Origin of the sequence: Peribacillus alkalitolerans, assembly GCF_010882125.1 — a bacterium.
In the GTDB taxonomy this organism is placed as follows: domain Bacteria; phylum Bacillota; class Bacilli; order Bacillales; family DSM-1321; genus Bacillus_BN; species Bacillus_BN alkalitolerans.
This window is the reverse complement of record NZ_JAAGVZ010000032.1, coordinates 1-18,920: the sequence shown is the minus strand read 5'-3', so window position 1 is coordinate 18,920 and position 18,920 is coordinate 1. Positions and strand designations below refer to the sequence as shown.

At 37.3% G+C, this 18,920-nt stretch carries 17 protein-coding genes; 14 read left to right on the top strand and 3 right to left on the bottom strand.

What is annotated here, in order from left to right:
• The first annotated feature begins 418 nt into the window (after positions 1–418).
• The 4 genes from G3O09_RS20695 (at position 419) to G3O09_RS20680 (ending at position 6,507) form a co-directional block, all read left to right on the top strand.
• Entirely contained in the window at positions 419–4,204 is a 3,786-nt protein-coding gene (locus G3O09_RS20695; protein ID WP_163103327.1) for a S8 family serine peptidase, read from the top strand.
• A 196-nt stretch (positions 4,205–4,400) separates the two neighbouring features.
• Positions 4,401–4,763, top strand: a complete 363-nt coding sequence (locus G3O09_RS20690; protein WP_163103326.1) for a hypothetical protein — start codon at positions 4,401–4,403, stop codon at positions 4,761–4,763.
• 151 nt (positions 4,764–4,914) lie between these two features.
• Complete coding sequence (locus tag G3O09_RS20685) at positions 4,915–5,559, top strand: formylglycine-generating enzyme family protein (RefSeq protein ID WP_205439698.1); 645 nt, start codon at positions 4,915–4,917, stop codon at positions 5,557–5,559.
• Between the two features lie 393 nt (positions 5,560–5,952).
• Positions 5,953–6,507 carry a DUF3231 family protein gene (locus tag G3O09_RS20680; protein ID WP_163103324.1) on the top strand — a complete coding sequence of 185 codons (555 nt, stop codon included), beginning with the start codon at positions 5,953–5,955 and terminating at the stop codon, positions 6,505–6,507.
• Positions 6,508–6,639: 132 nt separating this feature from the next.
• Here G3O09_RS20680 and G3O09_RS20675 read toward each other — a convergent pair whose 3' ends face one another.
• Positions 6,640–6,996, bottom strand: a complete 357-nt coding sequence (locus G3O09_RS20675) for a GIY-YIG nuclease family protein (RefSeq protein WP_163103323.1) — start codon at positions 6,994–6,996, stop codon at positions 6,640–6,642.
• A gap of 27 nt (positions 6,997–7,023) precedes the next feature.
• Positions 7,024–7,779: a DUF2087 domain-containing protein gene (locus G3O09_RS20670; protein ID WP_163103322.1), complete on the bottom strand. Its 756-nt coding sequence runs from the start codon at positions 7,777–7,779 to the stop codon at positions 7,024–7,026.
• A 378-nt stretch (positions 7,780–8,157) separates the two neighbouring features.
• Here G3O09_RS20670 and G3O09_RS20665 point away from each other — a divergent pair, with 378 nt between their 5' ends.
• From G3O09_RS20665 to G3O09_RS20655, 3 genes are all read left to right on the top strand, one after another.
• On the top strand, positions 8,158–8,814 hold the full coding sequence (locus G3O09_RS20665; RefSeq protein WP_163103338.1) for an HAD family hydrolase: 657 nt from the start codon (positions 8,158–8,160) through the stop codon (positions 8,812–8,814).
• 167 nt (positions 8,815–8,981) lie between these two features.
• Positions 8,982–9,593 carry a YdcF family protein gene (locus G3O09_RS20660; protein ID WP_163103321.1) on the top strand — a complete coding sequence of 204 codons (612 nt, stop codon included), beginning with the start codon at positions 8,982–8,984 and terminating at the stop codon, positions 9,591–9,593.
• 440 nt (positions 9,594–10,033) lie between these two features.
• Positions 10,034–10,315: a hydrolase gene (locus G3O09_RS20655; protein WP_163103320.1), complete on the top strand. Its 282-nt coding sequence runs from the start codon at positions 10,034–10,036 to the stop codon at positions 10,313–10,315.
• A gap of 400 nt (positions 10,316–10,715) precedes the next feature.
• Here the strand turns inward: G3O09_RS20655 and G3O09_RS20650 are convergent, their stop codons facing one another.
• Positions 10,716–10,919 carry an alpha/beta-type small acid-soluble spore protein gene (locus G3O09_RS20650; protein WP_163103319.1) on the bottom strand — a complete coding sequence of 68 codons (204 nt, stop codon included), beginning with the start codon at positions 10,917–10,919 and terminating at the stop codon, positions 10,716–10,718.
• A 488-nt stretch (positions 10,920–11,407) separates the two neighbouring features.
• Between G3O09_RS20650 and G3O09_RS20645 the strand changes: the two genes are divergently transcribed.
• The 7 genes from G3O09_RS20645 (at position 11,408) to G3O09_RS20615 (ending at position 18,798) form a co-directional block, all read left to right on the top strand.
• The gene (locus tag G3O09_RS20645; RefSeq protein WP_338048429.1) at positions 11,408–12,523 is read left to right on the top strand and encodes a mechanosensitive ion channel family protein; all 1,116 of its coding nucleotides are present in this window, start codon (positions 11,408–11,410) and stop codon (positions 12,521–12,523) included.
• A 116-nt stretch (positions 12,524–12,639) separates the two neighbouring features.
• Positions 12,640–13,176 carry a cysteine hydrolase family protein gene (locus G3O09_RS20640; protein ID WP_420850366.1) on the top strand — a complete coding sequence of 179 codons (537 nt, stop codon included), beginning with the start codon at positions 12,640–12,642 and terminating at the stop codon, positions 13,174–13,176.
• A 234-nt stretch (positions 13,177–13,410) separates the two neighbouring features.
• Positions 13,411–13,800 carry an iron chaperone gene (locus G3O09_RS20635; protein ID WP_163103318.1) on the top strand — a complete coding sequence of 130 codons (390 nt, stop codon included), beginning with the start codon at positions 13,411–13,413 and terminating at the stop codon, positions 13,798–13,800.
• A 304-nt stretch (positions 13,801–14,104) separates the two neighbouring features.
• Positions 14,105–15,604, top strand: coding sequence for a malate:quinone oxidoreductase (locus G3O09_RS20630; protein ID WP_163103317.1), 1,500 nt, complete (start codon positions 14,105–14,107; stop codon positions 15,602–15,604).
• Positions 15,605–16,222: 618 nt separating this feature from the next.
• Entirely contained in the window at positions 16,223–16,360 is a 138-nt protein-coding gene (locus tag G3O09_RS20625; protein ID WP_163103314.1) for a hypothetical protein, read from the top strand.
• Positions 16,361–16,511: 151 nt separating this feature from the next.
• Positions 16,512–17,459 (top strand): S8 family peptidase, encoded by a 948-nt coding sequence (locus G3O09_RS20620; protein WP_163103316.1) that lies wholly within the window; start codon positions 16,512–16,514, stop codon positions 17,457–17,459.
• Positions 17,460–18,039: 580 nt separating this feature from the next.
• The gene (locus tag G3O09_RS20615) at positions 18,040–18,798 is read left to right on the top strand and encodes a DUF817 domain-containing protein (RefSeq protein ID WP_163103315.1); all 759 of its coding nucleotides are present in this window, start codon (positions 18,040–18,042) and stop codon (positions 18,796–18,798) included.
• The last annotated feature ends 122 nt before the right edge of the window (positions 18,799–18,920 follow it).

Below are 18,920 nucleotides of genomic sequence, written 5' to 3'. Positions count from 1 at the left end.
GCTAATTTACCCAATGGAAAGCCTTTAACTCATATTGCGATCGGTGACCCCAACTTTCAGCAACTATATTAGGGTCTTTTCTACTAAAAATTTATAAAACGCTTCATTTTTTTATATTTTTATTGAGTAAAGCAGTCTAACAGTCATATACAAAACCCCGATTGCCAGTAAGGGGGGAGAAAGATACTATGAGTTTATCATGATAATAATATATTTATTTTGAATATTCAAAAAGTAATAGGTTAAAGAAAGGAGGTAGTCTACTAAATATTATACTTTTTAAGTTAGGTTTCGTGGTTAATACTTGAATATCATTCATTGAAATGAAATCTGTTTTAAAAAATTTGCTTATAGGTCAGCAATCATAATGTATTCATATTTATAATAACCTAATAGATTTAGAATAGGAGAATAATTGATGAGTTATCCAATATCAAAGAAGCTTATTGCAACTATGATGACAACAGCTATGTTAATCAGTCCTTCCATTCAAGCTATTGCAAATGACCAATCTTCTCAAATAGCATTCAATGATAAAGCAGTAGAAATAAATTCGATTAGTGAACTCTCAAAATCTAGTACAGGCAAACATGTCATTACGCTTATTACAGGCGATGTTGTAACTGTGACAGAACTTGCAAAAGGTAAGAGTGTCATCAGTGTTGAACCTGCTGATCGAGCCGGGGGTGGAGCACGTATTCTAACGGTCGGCAAGGATACATATGTCATACCTAATCAAGCTATTGCCTATTTAGCTTCTGACCTTCTGGATAAGGATCTGTTCAACATCACGACTCTCATTGCCAACGGTTATGATGATGGTAAGCAAGCAACCTTACCGGTGATCGTACAGTACGATCAAACAAATTCTCGTTCCGTGCCAGCTTTGCCAGCTACTCCTGACGGATCCAAACGTACTCATGTTTTAGAAAGTATTGGAGGTGCGGCTGTATCTGCGGATAAGAAACAGGCTAAAACGTTCTGGAAGGATATAACGAAACGAGAAAAAGATGCAAAAGGCATCTCACCAATGGCAGCCTCGCCTCAAGAGGAGATCGTGCAATTAAATGATGGAATCGAGAAAATCTGGCTGGATGGTCGGGTAAAAGCAAACCTAGAACAAAGTGTTCCACAGGTTGGGGCACCAAAGGCATGGGCTTCCGGTTACGATGGCACGGGAGTTAAGGTCGCCGTACTTGACACCGGTATAGATAAAGAACATCCCGATGTCGCTGGTCAGCTGGATGGGGCAGTGAGCTTCGTTCCAGGGGAAGATGTACTTGACCACCATGCACACGGTACACATGTAGCATCTACTGTACTTGGAACAGGATCTGCATCTGAAGGACTCAATAAAGGGGTAGCTCCTGGAGCGCGTCTTCTTGTCGGAAAAGTACTTAGTAATGATGGGTATGGTCAGGATTCCTGGATCATTGACGGGATGGAATGGGCAGCAAACAACGCTAAGATTGTCAGTATGAGTTTGGGAGGCACCGAACCAAGTGATGGAACGGACCCGATGTCTCAAGCAGTGAACCAGCTAAGTGAAGAGACAGGTGCACTCTTTGTTATCGCCGCCGGCAACACTGGGGCTGAAGGCATTGGTTCACCAGGAGCTGCAGATGCGGCCCTTACCGTTGGTGCGGTTGACAAGTCTGATAATCTTGCTTGGTTCTCCTCCAAGGGGCCACGATTTGGAAGTTCTGGATTGAAGCCTGATCTCGTCGCTCCTGGTGTAGGAATTGTAGCTGCTCGCTCCCATTTATCAAGTCAGGGAAGCGGCTCTTATCTCAGTCTTGACGGTACGTCCATGGCAACACCTCATGTTGCTGGAGCTGCAGCCATTCTTTCACAGCTCCATCCCGATTGGAAAGGTGCACAACTAAAGGATGCCCTGATGAGTACGACGAAGAAGTTGGATCACATTAAACCGTTTGAGGGTGGGACAGGTCGTCTTGACGTTGCAGCTGCAACATTTGGTTCAGTGCGTGCGACAGGCTCACTGGACTTTGGTTTCTTCGACTGGCCGCATGATGGAGACGGACCGGTTGAGAAGACCCTTACGTATACGAATGACAGCGACAAGCCGGTTACTCTGGATCTCTCGGCAACTTTTACAGATAATAGCGGTTCTGAGGCACCTGTAGGTTTATTAACGCTTTCAGCTAATCAAGTTACTGTACCAGCTACAGGAAAAGCTGAGGTTACAGTGACGCTTGACCCTCAAAAGGGTGCTCTCGGAAGCCGATATCAAGGGCAGCTTTCTGCTGACGTGGATGGCCAAACGGTTGTTCATACGGCAGTGGGGATGATGAAGGAAGATGAGAGGTATTCTCTTAAAATTAATGCAACGGATCGTGACGGATCTCCTAACAGAGCCATTGTTTCCCTTGTTGGTCCGAATAAAAATCCAGAATTCATGGTAGTGGAGGGCACAAAACAATTACGTCTCCCAGCTGGAATCTATTCAGTCATGTCATTGATGGATGTTGATGTGAATACGGACCACGCTGGTGTTGCCCTCGTTGGTAACCCAGAAGTGAATCTTAATGGTTCAAAAACCGTTGAACTTGACGCGCGTAAGGCACGCGAATATACCGTAAACGTTCCGAAAAAGAACGAGGCTGGTTTTAGAAGAATGGAATATTACCGCACCTTTGGTGGATACAACACGATGAATGCCATGTACATTCTTCCAGTATGGGTGGATAAAATGTATGCGGAACCAACTACAGCCGTTAATACCGGAGAACTTGATGTGTCGACACGCTGGCGCCTTATCGAGCCTTTATTGACCATTAATTTCAAAGGGAACGAGTTAGATAATATACCACAGGTGGGAAGCACGCTGTTAAATGGTAAGCACAATTTTGATGCAGTTTATGCAGGGAAAGGGGCTCCAGAAGACTATAAGAACCTCAATGTAAAAGGGAAGGTTGTTGTGGTTGAACGCAGTGATGAAGTCTCAGGCTCTCTACGTGCTGCAGCAGCTTATACAGCAGGGGCAAAACTATTAATTACGGTTAACGATGGCCCTAAAGAGCTTAGCGAATTTGTTGGTGTTCAAAATGAAGATTTTACTCTTTCAGATTCTCCTATAGCGGTTGCTTCCGTTAGTGGAACAGAGGGTGACGAGCTTATTAAGGCTGCTCGTTCTGGAAAATTAAACCTAAACGTTGAGGGTACACCTAATACTTCATATGTCTATGATCTTGTAGATAGCCATCAAAAAATAGTACCGAAGGATTTGACCTATTCGCCTAAAACAAATGAACTTGTGCAAATTGATTCTGAATATAAATCAGATCGATTGGCGCCAGGAGCAGAATTCCGCTGGGATATTCGACCATACAGCACCTATGGAGCAGGTTTCCTTAATAATCTATCTCTTCCATCTGTCCGCACCGAGTGGGTGTCAGCAGAGGAGGGTACGTCGTGGTACCATCAGGCTAACGTACTCGACAGCATTTGGGAAGTACGACAACCAGTCGTGACTTATAAGCCGGGTCAGCGTCTGGAGGAGGAATGGTTTGCGCCAGTTGTCCGTCCCCGCTTTGGCGAGGGCTACTGGACACCTAAACGGGTTGGCAACTTTTTTCAATTCAACGTTCCTTCCCTGGCTGATTCAGGAATAGGGCACACGGGGGCAGGAAATTATCCCCCTGAGCAAACACTGAAACTATATCAAGGATCTACGCTTATTAGAGAGCAACAAAACGCACAGGATCTTTATGTATTCAATCCATTACCAGTGGAAAATACGAAGTATCGATTGGTGAGTGATGCTTCTCGTGATGCCAAGCGGTGGGCTACATCTGTTAGCACCCATACAGAATGGACGTTTTGGTCTAAACTGCAAGAACAAATTAATACAGACCTTCCGCTGATTTCACTTGATTATAAAGTGGATACAGACATGAATAGTAATGCAATTGCAGGACACATGACTAAGTTGGGCTTGTCTGCGGTGCAGATAGCTGATGCACCAGCAAATGGAAAAATATCCGGTGCTTCTCTTGAAGTTTCCTTTAACGAAGGAAAAACGTGGGAAAAGGTAAATTTGGTTCGTGAAGGGAATGGCTGGATAGCCGACATTAAGAATCCAAGTAAGAGTGGGATCTTTGTCTCGCTCCGGGCAAGTGCATGGGACGATGCTGGCAACCGCATTGACCAAGAGATTATTAAGGCTTTTGGATTAAGGTAAAATCTAGGAATCAAAGAAGAGAGATGTCTTAATAGACATCTCTCTTTTTCTTTATATTTCTAGAATTAACGAATGCTTCTTGATCGGGATCCTCAGTTCGTGTTTTTAGGGCGGTGTCCTTAACGTGCGTTGTTTAATTACATAGCTAGTCTATTTTACCGCTAACTTCATAAAATTTATTGAAGGAGGTAAGGAAATGAATAAAATGAAATTATTAGGTAAATACACCAACATAATTGATGTACATATAGATGAACTTATATTTGAAAAAATATTAGTAATCTTGAAAGATAGAGACGGAATAGTATACTCGGTGCAAGAAGTAAATAAGCATTATTCTGAAAAAGGTAAATTTCACTACTTTTTATTTCACTGTTTGTATGGGAAAAATGCACTAAATTTTACTCCTTGGGATTTTGACCAAATACAAGAACAAATCAAAATTGAAAAATCAGATATTATTATAGATGACTTCCGCCCTAGAAAAGCTAAAATAGATAATATTGATTTGTTTATAGTGATTAAAGATTATAACAATAGATCAAATGAACCTTATTAAAAAGCGTTACCAAGATGGTAACGCTTATCTGTTTAAATTCATTATTCGCTTTATTTTCCTATTACTTGATGCGGTCAGAAGTTTGTAAAATTTAATTCATTGGGAGGAAGGAAGAGTGTCAAATGAAATAAAGAGTTACATAGACTATACAATGGTGAAAATTCCAGGGGGAGAAATAGAATTAAGAGACGATAGAATAAACAGCAATTGGAAAGCTGAAATAAAACCGTTTCATCTTGCCCGTTATCCTGTAACAATGGGTTTATACTATGCTATTACAAATAATTCACCATATACTTTCGACGGAAATCAAAAACCGGTTGTCAATATTTCTTGGAATGATGCAATCTCTTTTTGTAATCTACTTTCACAGAAAGCTGGAATGAAAGAGTGTTATTCATTAAGTAAAGATGGTAAAAACATTAGTTATGATTGGGAATCCGACGGCTATCGACTTCCTTCAGAAGCAGAGTGGCAATATGCATGTAAAGCTGGGACTACTGGCTATAGATACGGAGAGCTTGAAAAGATTGCTTGGTATAATGAAAATTCAGGCGGTAAAATCCATGAAGTAGGAAGAAAGGAACCGAATCCATGGGGGCTGTATGATATGTTAGGAAATGTTTGGGAGTGGTGTTGGGATTTATATGATGAACAAGTGTACGGCTCCTACCGAATTTTTCGAGGAGGGAGCTGGGCTGAAGAAGCTAGGGGTTGCGGGGCTTCGTGTCGTCGCCGTAGCCATCCTTCATTTTGTATAGACGATCTCGGATTCCGTCTTGCACAGTCTATTTAATTTCTACAAACATTCAACTTGAGATTTTACTGCCTAATATACATAGTTCAAGACAGGTACTTCCGCAGCTTTTTTAATAGTATACTAACGGAACAGTTAATTTAATAAATATAAATAAAGCTCAATGATTTTTAAAACCTTACCTAATCTATAAAAGAGATTCTATACCTGATCAAATAATCCCCATCTATTGTAAAGATGGGGATTATTTGATGATTACTTAGGTAAAATCTAATTGTAAGAATCTTAAACCTTAATAGTGGAAGAATGTAGTTTGCACCACTTACTTTTTCTAATTCAGTTAACGGTGTAAATTGGCTGAACAAGAATAGAATTTTTTTGTTACATTATTTAACAATAAAACTGAAACAATATAGTTAAGGAGGTGCAAAAATGCCTAATCCATTTGAAGCCATTTGGAATACGATAAAAATTACGATTGATAACACAAATGAACCAAAGTCTTCCTTACACGTTATTGAGGTTGGGGACTGTTGGAAATATGTCACTCTAGTGGAAGAGTTCCTACGGTATGAAGAAATGGCGTTGAACACTACCACTGATGATGAAGTCATTGAAATGCTAACCGATGTGGTAAAATTGTGTGAATCACAGATAAAACAATTAAGCCAATTTATGAAAAAAGAAGGAATTCCTCTACCTGAAGTATCGTCCTCAAAACCAAATTCAGAGTCAAAGGATATTCCTTTAGGGGTTAAATTAACGGATGATGAAATCGCTAATGGTATTACATTTAAGCTGGTAACTTGTTTACAAGCCTGTGCTATGGGACAAGCATCTGCAATTCGTAATGATGTTGGTATGATGTTCTTTAAGTATTATACGGAATGGACAGGATTTGGAATAACTTTAAAAACGCTTATCCGTAAACGTGGATGGCTTAAAGTTCCACCATATTATTATCCTCCTGGATCTCCTAAGCAATAATTTCAACAAAATGCTAGAGAGTCGGTTCTTTATTTATCTGACTAGTACTGTAAATAGAAATCGAGCTGCTTGTTAAAAAACGGTACAAGCAGCTTCATAATTTTTATATTTATAATGATTTAAGGATTTCTTTTAACAAGATTTTTTGGAGTTATATCCTCGTTCTTCATAAGGTTGAAAGTGTTCTAACCACTTATTCTCCAGTTCTAACAACGCTTCTTTTTCGTTGAAATATGGATTGTCTTTCTTTTTGAGTGTTTCTAATATGTCAATACTAAAAGAGTCTTTTCCAAAATGCCTCCATTCTTCCTGAAGCCATTTATTATTATGTGTACCAGTTTCCAGACTGAATTTTACACCGTTTAACGTTTTTAAATTTCTAGTACTTCCGATAAAAATCTTATCATTATTCATATTTTTAATTTGATAAACCCCTGCTTCTGTTGGAGTTTCTTTAAATAACTGCTTTAGTTCCTTCTTACGATCCATTTGTATTCACTCACTTTCTTTTGTTCGCTATTTTTTCAGCCAATATTGGCTTCCATCTGGCTTTCGGTCTAAAAGGCCATACTCGATTAAATATCTTCTGATCATGACGTAATCATCATAAATTTCATTTAATAGCTGATTTATTTCTTTTTCTGTATAGATGGCGTCATTTTCGAATTGGTTCGTGATTTCCCTAAGAACAATCAATCGTTGCTTTTCTTTCGGAGGAAATTTCTTTAACCGTCCACTTACCCCTTCAGGTAAAAACTTCTTAATGATTTCTTGTTGTTCCTCTTCCGTAACAGCGTATCGATCATCGACCATTTTGGCTGTCTTATGAGGATGTATAAAGGCAGGTGCATACTCGTCTTTTTCTTTTAATAGTTCCATAATCGCCAAAAAGGTCTTTGCTTGGCGTTCCTTCTCTTTTAACGCAAAACGGTGATGCCTTATCGTAGAGGTACTACCAATGCCCATTTCTTTCTGGACATCTTTATCGCTTTTTCCTTGATAAAAGAGACGAAGGAGATGAGTCTGATGTTCGGTAAGACCTGTCAGTTTCTTATCGAGTCCTATTAGGTATTCAAATACTGATTGGTGGGCACTTTCTATATGAATGCGCATGTACCTTTCAGCTTCGTAAAGCATATTCTCGAAAGGATAAATAACCCCTTTTTCTATTTTCTTACCGCATAGCAGGCAATTATAAGAATCCTTTTCCTGAATATATCCTTGTTTCAATTCTGCTAATGAGGCATTCCAAAAAGAATCCAATAACTCCATTATATAAACACATCCAATCAAAGTTTCATTAAAAACAAACAAATCGTATAAATGTTTGGTTATATACAAATATGTTAAAATGTAATTTATTTAAAGTCAATTAATTAATAAATGAATTTTATATTTGTTTGTTTATATACAAACAAAATGAATTCAAGTTTAATCCCGACAAGCAAAACATACTCAAAAGCAGCTTGTTCAAATCCATAAGAAATATACAAGCATTTATTAAAGTCGATTCCTAATTAGCGTCGACTTTTCTTGTTGATGTTTGTTTAGGTTTACAAGGTTTCCGAAAACGGAGCATTTTAGAGTAAGAAGGAAAAATGTTACATAATGAAGAAAAGGTAATGGATAATAGAAAAAAAGGATGTGTTAATTATTAAAGCAGTTATTTTTGACTTTGATGGTACACTTGCTGATACATTACCGGTTTGTTTCTTTGCATTTGAAGCAGTGTTTAGGGAATTTGATAATAGGGAGATTACAACCGAAGAAATTAAAGCGATGTTCGGTCCATCTGAGACTGGTATAATCCGAGAAAACCTTATGAATTCTAATTATGATAAAGCTATTGAGTTATATTATGAAAAATATAAAGAACAGCACTGCAAGATCGTTCAGATTAATGAAGAAATAAATACTTTAATTAGTCTGTTGAAAACAAACGGATATAAACTTGGTATAGTGACTGGGAAGGCACGGAGAAGTCTCGACATATCTTTAGAGTTACTTGGACTAAATGACTCTTTTGATGTAATTGTCACTGGTGATGACGTGAAATATCCGAAGCCCCATCCAGAGGGGATAAATATAGCTTTAAAGCAACTAAAAGTGCCAAATAAGGAGGCTGTTTTCCTAGGAGACAGCGATGCCGATATTCTGGCTGGTAAACAAGCAAATGTACATACAATTGGAGTACAGTGGTTACCAAATTACCAGACAATTAAGTTTAGTGTTCAGCCAGATGAAGTATATAGCAATATAAATGAATTCTTTCCAGCACTCTCAGTATCCAAAATAAAAAGTGTTTGAAATATTGATCAGCCGCCAAACCTGGCGGCTTTCTTTATGCACTATAGGGGCAGAATAGTTCAATAAAATTAAGAACTTTTATTACTAAGAAGAATAAATATTAATAAGGGTGGTTTTGAGAAAATGGATATGATGTTTAATACCCTTATTAGTTATCGAGGTGGTTTATGAAAATATCACAGCTAATTCCAGAAAACCTTACGGATACACAAATGACGGACCTTCTGTATAAAAACATCCAAGATGATAATAAAAATGGGGAATGTATTTTTGTTCCAGGCAGTAGCAAGGCTGTTGAATATCGATTGCCAAAAGCTATACAGCTTTATAATGAAGGTAGGGCGAAAAAGATTTTATTTTCGGGTGGTGTAATTTGGGAGGGAAATAAAGTACCTGAAGCACAACTATTAAAACTTAAAGCAATAGAATTGGGAATACCCCCTGAAGATATTTTAATCGAAGACGTATCACTGAATACTAAGGAAAATGTACTTGCTTCATTGCTAGTTTTAGATAGAGCAATTGGATTGCATAACATCAAAAGACTCCTCGTCGTTACAGCAAATTATCATATTCGTAGATTGCACTTGAACCTTAAAACCTTTATGCCAAGTTGGATTCAATACTCACTTTGTCCTGCTAATGACCAAACGACAAGACAAGACAATTGGTTTCAATCACCTTATGGGAGAAAAAGAGTAGAAATGGAATCTAGTAAAATTATCAATTATGTAAAAAAAGGGTATATACTCGATGAGGATGTTGAAATATCTAAATGATTTAACTTACTTTTTTACTTTATTACAATCCTGAAAATTACTTATTTGTGGTAAAAAAATACTTGGAAAATAAAATAGCCTACCTTTAATGTAGAGATCGAGCTGCTAATATAAGCAGCTTTTCTTATTCTCAAACCAGGTCAGAATGCTTTAAAAAAAGCAAGCGTAATTTTAGTAGTTTCACTTTAAGACCAATTATCCACCAATCTCCCAATTGAATATAATCTATTAAAGATTTAAAAAAACACATTAGTTTATATGGAAATTTGTCATTATTCGATGACTATGTGAATTAATAGAGGATGCTTTTTTAAACTAATGAATCAATATAGAAAAAATGTGCATATCTCTTAATCAATTAGTCCAATCTCTTATTCTACATAGAAATAAACTAGTACAGAGGGAAACCTTGATTTTAAAATAAGGGAGGGGACTGGATTATGGGATGTAATAATAACAGTTGGGATAATTGGTCTGACCGTGACCGTAACCGTAACCGTAACGTCAATAGATGTAATGGCTGCATCTGTGACCAACTTAGAAGATTAGATAGAGATACAGAAGTGGATGTATTTTTAAAAGGTGGACAAATATTAGAAGATGTGGTCTTTATTAGATTCAACCGCAACAATTGTTGTGCTTTCTTTGATGACCCTGTGACTGAGCCTGGAACTACACTTATTGTGGATTGTCAGGATATTCAAGCGCTCCGAATTGAATAGGATTAAGTAGTTCTTTAACTGACTTCTTTCAGGTAACACCGTTCATTTGAGCGGTGTTATCTTTATGCTGAGAAAACCATCCTTATTCATCTAAGGGGAAAAAATAGTCTTACAAGATACTCTACCAATAGAAATAAGCATTTAGTAATATTTCCTGTTTTCACCCAATTTCTGATTGAACTTGTACTTAGCAGTCTTTATAGCTTAGTGGTGCTTAGACTTAGTTTAAGTTCAAGTTGCCGAACCCGGTGTCTTTTTCTTATTAATCAAAAGGAGTAAATTAGCGGAAGAATTGTGGAATAACAGTCTTCTCCTATTTCTCAACTGAATCCTTTGTTTTAAAACATAAAAAAGTCAATGCCTACTCTGACATTGACCTTAAAAGACTAATAAATATTGATTAGAATCTTCGTGGAGATCCCCCAAGCTGGTTTTCTGCCATTTGTACTAAACGTTTTGTAATTTCTCCACCAACCGAGCCATTTGCTCTTGATGTTGAATCAGCTCCAAGTTGAACCCCAAATTCCTGAGCGATTTCAAATTTCATCTGTTGGAGAGCCTGTTCTGCACCAAATACTTGATTTCTATTGTTGTTACGTGCCATGGTGTTACCTCCAAATATAGGAAATGTTGTTACATTCCTAGTTTGCATGTCTAAGATAACACTATGCAATGTAATTATTTCCAATTGTTTTACATATACCTGAGGAGAATGTCTTTATTATTGGGACAAGGGAGAATGGAAGTAGAAGCAATGTTAATAATCGTAACAAGTTGAAAGGAATTCATCAGATGAATATAAAAGAATTTGAGGCTTTTTTCAAAGTCCAGCAAATATCAGATATGAATATATTATGAGGTTAGTTTAAGTCACATAAGCAATCCTCCCCACAAGCGGAAACTTTAACTTTCATCACTCATCATTAAAATAAATACTATAATCTAAGACTTTTACAGTATTTTAATATCTTGTTTTAGAAGTTATTATATGTGGATGTAATGGTTTGAATAGCAGATGTTCGTCGATCTTATTGTTCATCGCAAGTCCGATTGTGATTGCTAAAAGTTTAGTAAAAGAGAGGTATTTTTAGAATGTCTATGGGTCCATTTGTCATGGTTTTTTTAACGTTGGGGTTAGACTATGACACGTTAAAAAACTTAGGAATTTCTATTGGGATTTTGGCTGTATTTATTCTTTTTAGAAATATATTTACAAAATATGTGTTTCAGTTGATTTTAAAATTGTCTAGAAAAACACCAACTGATTTCTTTACAAAAATCTGTTTAGGTTTTGAACGTCCTTTAGGATGGGCGTTTATTATTTTAGGTGTGTATGTTGCGATGGATTATTTCCCTTTCATCGAACAACATAATACGTTATTTTTAAAATTTTTACGTTCAATGGTCATTATTTTAATTACATGGGGATTGTTTAATTTGTCATCTCCAACTACGGGGATTTTAATTAGCGTCAACGAAAAGATAAACAATAAAATTGATTTAATTCTTCTTCCGTTTATTTCAAGAACAATCCGTGTCATCCTTATTGCCATTAGTATTAGTATTATTGGTCAGGAATTTGATTATGACGTAAATGGCTTGGTTGCAGGGCTTGGATTAGGGGGGCTAGCCTTTGCTCTAGCTGCAAAAGAAGCCGTAGGCAATCTAATCGGCGGAATCGTCATTGTCACAGAAAAACCTTTTTCCATTGGAGATTGGATTCTAACTCCAAGCGTGGAGGGGACAGTTGAAGATATAAATTTCCGAAGCACTAAGATTAGAACGTTTAGTCAGGCACTAGTAACTGTTCCAAATTCAACCCTTGCAAACGAGCCGATTACCAATTGGAGCCGTATGGGGAAAAGAAGAATCAATTACCACTTAGGTATTAACTATAAAACTACCAAGGAACAAATTAATAGAGTGGTTCAGAAGATTGAACAAATGTTAAAGACTCATGAAGAAGTTCATCCGGATACAATCATGGTTGCATTCGATCATTATAATGACAGCAGTCTCGATATTCTTTTATATTTCTTCACCAATACAACAGTTTGGGCAGAACACGTTAAAATCAAACATGAAATCAACTTGGAAATCATGGGGATCTTAGAGGAAGAGGGCGTAGAAGTTGCTTTTCCAAGCCGAACAATTTACGTTACACCACAATCAAATGAAGTATTTCAAACAATGGGTTCTTTTGATTGAAATTAGATTTACTAGCTGCCAATTTGGTGGCTTTTTTTGTACGAACGAGGGTGTTTAGTTGAAGAAGGAGAAGCCTAACCATTCGGAGAACTATTACGTAGAAAGGTGGTTTATAGATGGTACTTGATAAAATGAAGAATACCGCTTTGTTAATTATTGATGTCCAAAATGCCATGTTTGAAGAAACAAATCCAATCTACGATGGAGAACAGCTCCTTAGTGATCTTCAAGAACTAATTCGTAAGGCTCGCACTGCTAATATCCCTGTCTTTTATGTTCAGCATAATGATGAAGAATACCTAAAAGGGACTCCTTCTTGGGAAATCCATTATTCAATTGCTCCCAATGAGGGTGAGGTTGTCATCCAAAAATCAACGCCCGATTCTTTTCATGAAACTGAGCTAGATGAAAAACTTAAAGCAGATCAAATTGAAAATATAATGATTGCTGGAAACCAAACTGAGTATTGCATTGATACAACATGTCGCCGTGCAGCTAGTCTCGGTTATAATGTCACACTTGTCAAAGATGCACACAGGACATGGAATTCCAATTCCTTAAGTGCCCAACAAATTATTGACCATCATAATGAAGTGTTGGGAAATGCATTCGCTACCCTTAAGAAAACGAAAGAGATTCGGTTTCCCGTTTAGGAGAGATTGGTATAATACTCGAATGTTCATCTTCTTAGCTGCAACAATTCAACTGACGGATTCTTACTTGAAAATCAAGGCTGCCATCTCAGGCGGCTTTTCTTATTGCACAAAATGCAATTGGAGTTTATCTGTTCTTCAGGCCACTAACAGGAGGCATTTTATATTTGAACTAGATGGGCAGGATAGTTAAGAAGAAAACGTGATTGTCTTTGATTTTTGAAAGGAGAAATTATGGAAAAAAACAAAATTACGTATACATCTATTGATGAATACATTTCTCAATTTCCTCTTGAAGTTCAGGAAAAACTAATTACCCTAAGAAAGGTTATAAAAGAGTCGGCACCAGATGCTGTAGAAAAGATCAGTTATCAAATGCCGACTTTTGTTTTACATGGAAATCTAGTTCATTTCGCTGCCTATAAAAAACATATAGGATTTTATCCAACTTCTAGTGGCATTGCAGCTTTTAAACATGAAATATCAGAATATAAAAGTTCAAAAGGGGCAGTACAGTTTCCTTTAGAAGAGCCATTGCCTTATGAAATAATAAGCGAGATAGTTAAATATAGAGTTGCAGAGAATATAAAGAAAACAGAAGACAAACTGAAAAACAAGAAATAATTCCAATTTTTTGCTGGTTTTTATTCAAGTAACGGGGGCAAGAGTTTGGAGATCAAAGCAGTCATTGGGGCCGCTTTTCTTGTTTTACTAACGGACAGATTAGCTTAAGTTCATTACTTCACACTAACTATTTTTTAACAATATAGTAAAGGTAGATATTTTAAACTATAAATAATTATAATAGAACTATGATATAGTTATAATTGAGACAGAAAAGGTTTGTTCCGAGGTCGCGACCGGCTTTTTGTGAAACCTAAGCAGGAGCGCCTACATCTTGCAAATATAGGGGAAAAGGAAGGTTATAATGAGCATCTTACAGAAAAATACAGACGTTATCTTAATTGGTGGCGGAGTCATGAGCGCGACTTTGGGATCATTACTGAAAGAGTTAGCACCGGAATGGGAAATCAAAGTGTTTGAGAAGCTCGCAAACGCAGGGGAAGAAAGCTCTAACGAATGGAATAATGCGGGTACGGGACATTCTGCACTGTGCGAGCTTAACTATACAACCGAAAAATCTGATGGATCTATAGATATTAGCAAAGCGATTAAAATTAATGAACAGTTCCAAGTTTCAATGCAGTTTTGGTCTTATCTTGTAAACAGTAAGCTGATTAATAATCCGCAAGACTTTATCATGCCAATACCTCATATGAGTATGGTACTAGGGGAAAAAAATGTTGCTTTTTTAAAGAAACGTTTTGAAGCGCTTTCAAACAATCCTTTGTTTAAAGGTATGGAATTTTCCGATAACCCAGAAAAACTAATGGAATGGATTCCGCTTATTATGGAAGAGCGTCCATTAGATGAACCGATTGCGGCAACCAAAATCGACTCTGGTACAGACGTTAACTTTGGTGCTTTAACACGCATGATGTTTGACTACTTAAAGAATAAAAACGTCGATATCAAATACAAACATTGTGTTGATAATATTAAACGTACTAGCGATGGATCATGGGAATTAAAGGTTCGTAATGTCGATAACGGTAGCGTAGAACGCCATACTGCTAAATTCGTCTTTATTGGAGGCGGGGGTGGAAGCCTGCATTTACTACAAAAATCTGGTATTCCTGAAGGGAAGCATATTGGTGGATTCCCAGTAAGCGGGATATTTATGGTATGTAATAATCCGGAAGTTGTAGAGCAGCATCATGCAAAAGTATACGGTAAAGCTAAGGTTGGAGCTCCTCCAATGTCTGTTCCGCATCTTGACACAAGATATATCGACAATAAAAAATCGTTACTATTTGGACCGTTTGCCGGCTTCTCACCAAAGTTCTTAAAAACAGGTTCAATGTTCGATTTAGTAACTTCTGTAAAACCGAATAACGTCTTAACGATGTTGGCGGCAGGAGCAAAAGAGATGTCATTGACAAAATACCTGATCCAGCAAGTTATGTTATCGAAAGAACAGCGCATGGAAGAATTAAGAGAGTTTATCCCGAACGCTAAGAGTGAGGATTGGGAATTGGTAGTAGCTGGCCAACGTGTACAAGTTATCAAAGATACTGCTGAAGGCAAAGGAACGCTTCAATTCGGTACTGAAGTTATTTCTGCAGCTGATGGCTCGATTGCAGCATTACTAGGTGCTTCTCCAGGTGCTTCTACTGCTGTTCACGTTATGCTTGAGGTAATTAATAAATGCTTCCCGCAACATATGAAAGAGTGGGAAACAAAAATCAAAGAAATGATTCCTTCTTATGGCGAGTCACTAATGGAAAATCCTGAGCTTCTGCACGAAATTCATACTTCAACAGCAGAGACGCTTGGTCTAAGCAAAAAAGAGCTAGCCTATAGTTAGTACAATGAATGAAAAACAAAGGTATTTAATGAAAAAGTTTAAGCAACGTTTTTCATTAATGGACAATCCTTTCTATGATAAAGACACTTAAAGAATTGAGTAAATAATAGAATATCATTGAAAATAAAGCCTAGAACCTTTAATCCTATTTGTGGATTGAAGGTTCTTTTTTGATCGACAGTTAGAGAGGCTAAGTTGAACTGTATCAGATGTAAACTAAGGAAAATGCAGTAAGTGAATGATTAGATCTATTTCCTCCACTCGAGAAAGAAGAGCTACCATTAAAGTATCTCACCAATCAACGAAAGTAATATAATGAAGGACCGGCTGAAATTCCTTATTCGGTCTTTTCATATTTCTTTACTGGGCTGGTTAGTGGAATAACATTATAATAATTGGCTAGGAAAATAGTTCGAAATGAATATGGGAGGATCTGTATCCTTTTTCTCATTCTTGCAAGAAGGCTTGTATCATCAATTTAAGCATGTTAATATCAAAATAAGACATGTATTCCAAATTTATCCTATAATACTTTCCACCGAGAGTAAAGGTCCTATCCAGTTTAGCATTTCGCACATAACTGAATAGGACCTTTTTGTATAGAAAGGAGGAGATAGTGTGTTTTGGTTCAGGTGGTTTGAACAGGTATTACAAATGTTTGCCGTAACTGCCACCATATTTACCACAATCACAATAGGAATCAAAAATTTAAAAGACATGAAGAAGAAACCAAAAAGAAAAAGACGTTTCTTATAAAGAAAACGTCGTCAAATTTGTATACTGTACATTCATTATAATCGTTTTCTCACTAAAAGATACCGTTATTTGAAGTTGCTTTATGACATTTTCGTGAAGAGGATAAAAGAGGAATATATGTCACTTTTAAAATGGAAAGGGGAATGGCATTATGAGTAACGTTCATTTAATTCCATATAAGGTACAAGCTTTAGTGAGACAGACCACAGAAATCCCGGAGGGCGTGCAATTTGTCGAAGCACCAATGATTTGGGAGCAAGGAGCAGAAGGTGAGGGAGTAGTGGTGGCTGTCATTGACACAGGTTGTGATGCCCAACATCCAGACTTTGAATCGCAAATCATAGGGGGCTATAATTTCACAACCGATTATAAAGGCGATGTAGAAAATTTCTTAGATAACAATGGACATGGTACACATGTATGTGGAACAATCGGGGCGATAGAAAATAATAAAGGAGTTATCGGCGTTGCACCCAAAGTAAAGCTGCTAGTGTTAAAAGCGCTAACGGGCACAGGGGCGGGGACTCTGGAGTGGGTAAGAGATGCAATCGAGTATGCCATTCGCTGGCGCGGGCCAAATCAAGAAGAAGTTCGGATTATCTCCATGTCACTTGGCAGCAGTACCAATGATCTACGGCTTCATAGATCCATTCAAGAAGCTGTTCATCAAAACATCCTTGTCGTTTGCGCGGCAGGAAACTCAGGAGATGGGGAACACGGGACAAATGAATATGAATATCCAGGCTCCTATCCAGAAGTGGTCCAAGTAGGCTCGGTGAATTTACAGGGGGAAATCTCGGACTTCAGCAACTCCAATCATGAAGTGGATTTGGTCGCACCAGGAGAAGGCATTCTTTCGACATATTTAAATGGGGAATATGCGAAGTTGTCAGGTACATCGATGGCTACTCCCCATGTGGCCGGTGCAGCTGCCCTTTTGCTTAGCCAATCCGAAAAAACAATGAGTAAAAAAATGACCGAACCAGAGTTGTATGATGTGTTAATCAAAAGAACAATACCGATTAAATACGACCGAAACGAACAAGGGAACGGGATATTGAAATTATTCTCTTCTAGCGCCGAGCATACAGCTGTTTAAATTTTAATAAGAAAGCCGGCCGTTCCAGTTAAATAGACTTTACTTATAAGAGGATACTTTGTTCAATTTATGAGCATATGTCCTCTTTTTTCATGCATTTTGGATTTTACTTAGATTTGAAAATATAGTTTAATGGGGTTACATTAATGTACCGGAATGTATGCTCGTTATTTAAAAGCATTTTTCTACGTATGATTATCCTAAATTACTCGATAGTTTTAAGTTTTATAGAGCATTTCTTAATAATGAGGAATGCTTTTTATCTTTGTTTAAATTCAAAAGAATATTTTTATAACAATAAAAATACTATAAAAAAAGATAATAATTTATTGTGAAACGATAAAATTTTTGTTAATGTAAATTTAACAATAAATAAGTGAAGTGCTTTTTATGAAAAGAGAAACACTCTTTTTAAAATTCGTTGTTGATCTTGGCTTTAGAATGTCAGCCTGGAGATATTTTAGAATACAAAAGTGATGAAGACACACAAAATTAATAAAGTAGGAATATTTCAATGAATCATATTCATAAAAGAGGAGCTACTCATAAATTTAACCATTCAAAAATGGAGGCACAAATCATGAGAGCACTAAAACAACTCGTTCGTTTTGGATGGGAGCAGGCACTATCATGTTTGTTTCCAGTGGTTATTTTTGCCTCTTTGGCTTTTACACAAATCATTCCACTTCCCTTCCTGCCACGGTATGATTGGCTGCTCATCATTTGCCTTCTGATGCAGTGGCGGATGGTGCGATCTGGGCTTGAAACACGTGATGAACTAAAGGTTATCACATTGTTCCACCTTATTGGACTTGCTCTTGAAATTTTCAAGGTGCATATGGGATCTTGGTCTTATCCAGAGGAAGGATATTTCAAAATTTTTGGAGTGCCTTTGTATAGCGGATTCATGTACGCAAGTGTAGCGAGTTATCTTTGCCAGGCGTGGAGGAGGTTTAACGTTGAACTAGTTAAGTGGCCGCCGTTTTTAGTAGTTGTACCTCTTGCAGCTGCGATTTATTTGAATTTTTTCACCCACCATTATTGGATTGACGTCCGCTTATGGTTATCTGGACTTGTAATTATCGTCTTTTGGCAATCATGGGTTACGTACGAGGTAGATGGAACTCGTTACCGCATGCCACTCGCACTTTCTTTTGTGCTCATCGGATTTTTTATCTGGATAGCCGAAAATATCGCAACTTTCTTTGGAGCTTGGGAATATCCAAACCAAACCGATGCTTGGAGTCTCGTTCATCTAGGAAAGGTGAGTTCATGGCTCTTATTAGTGATTGTTAGCTTTCTTATAGTAGCGACGTTAAAACAGGTTAAGGGGAAGTAACTAAGTTATAATAGTTGTCATAATGAACGTATACCCGTCAAGTAGACACTTTTAAAAGACTGCCGTTTACGCGGCATGAGTTCTATATTCAACAGGACTCATGCCGTGTTTATTTTGTATTC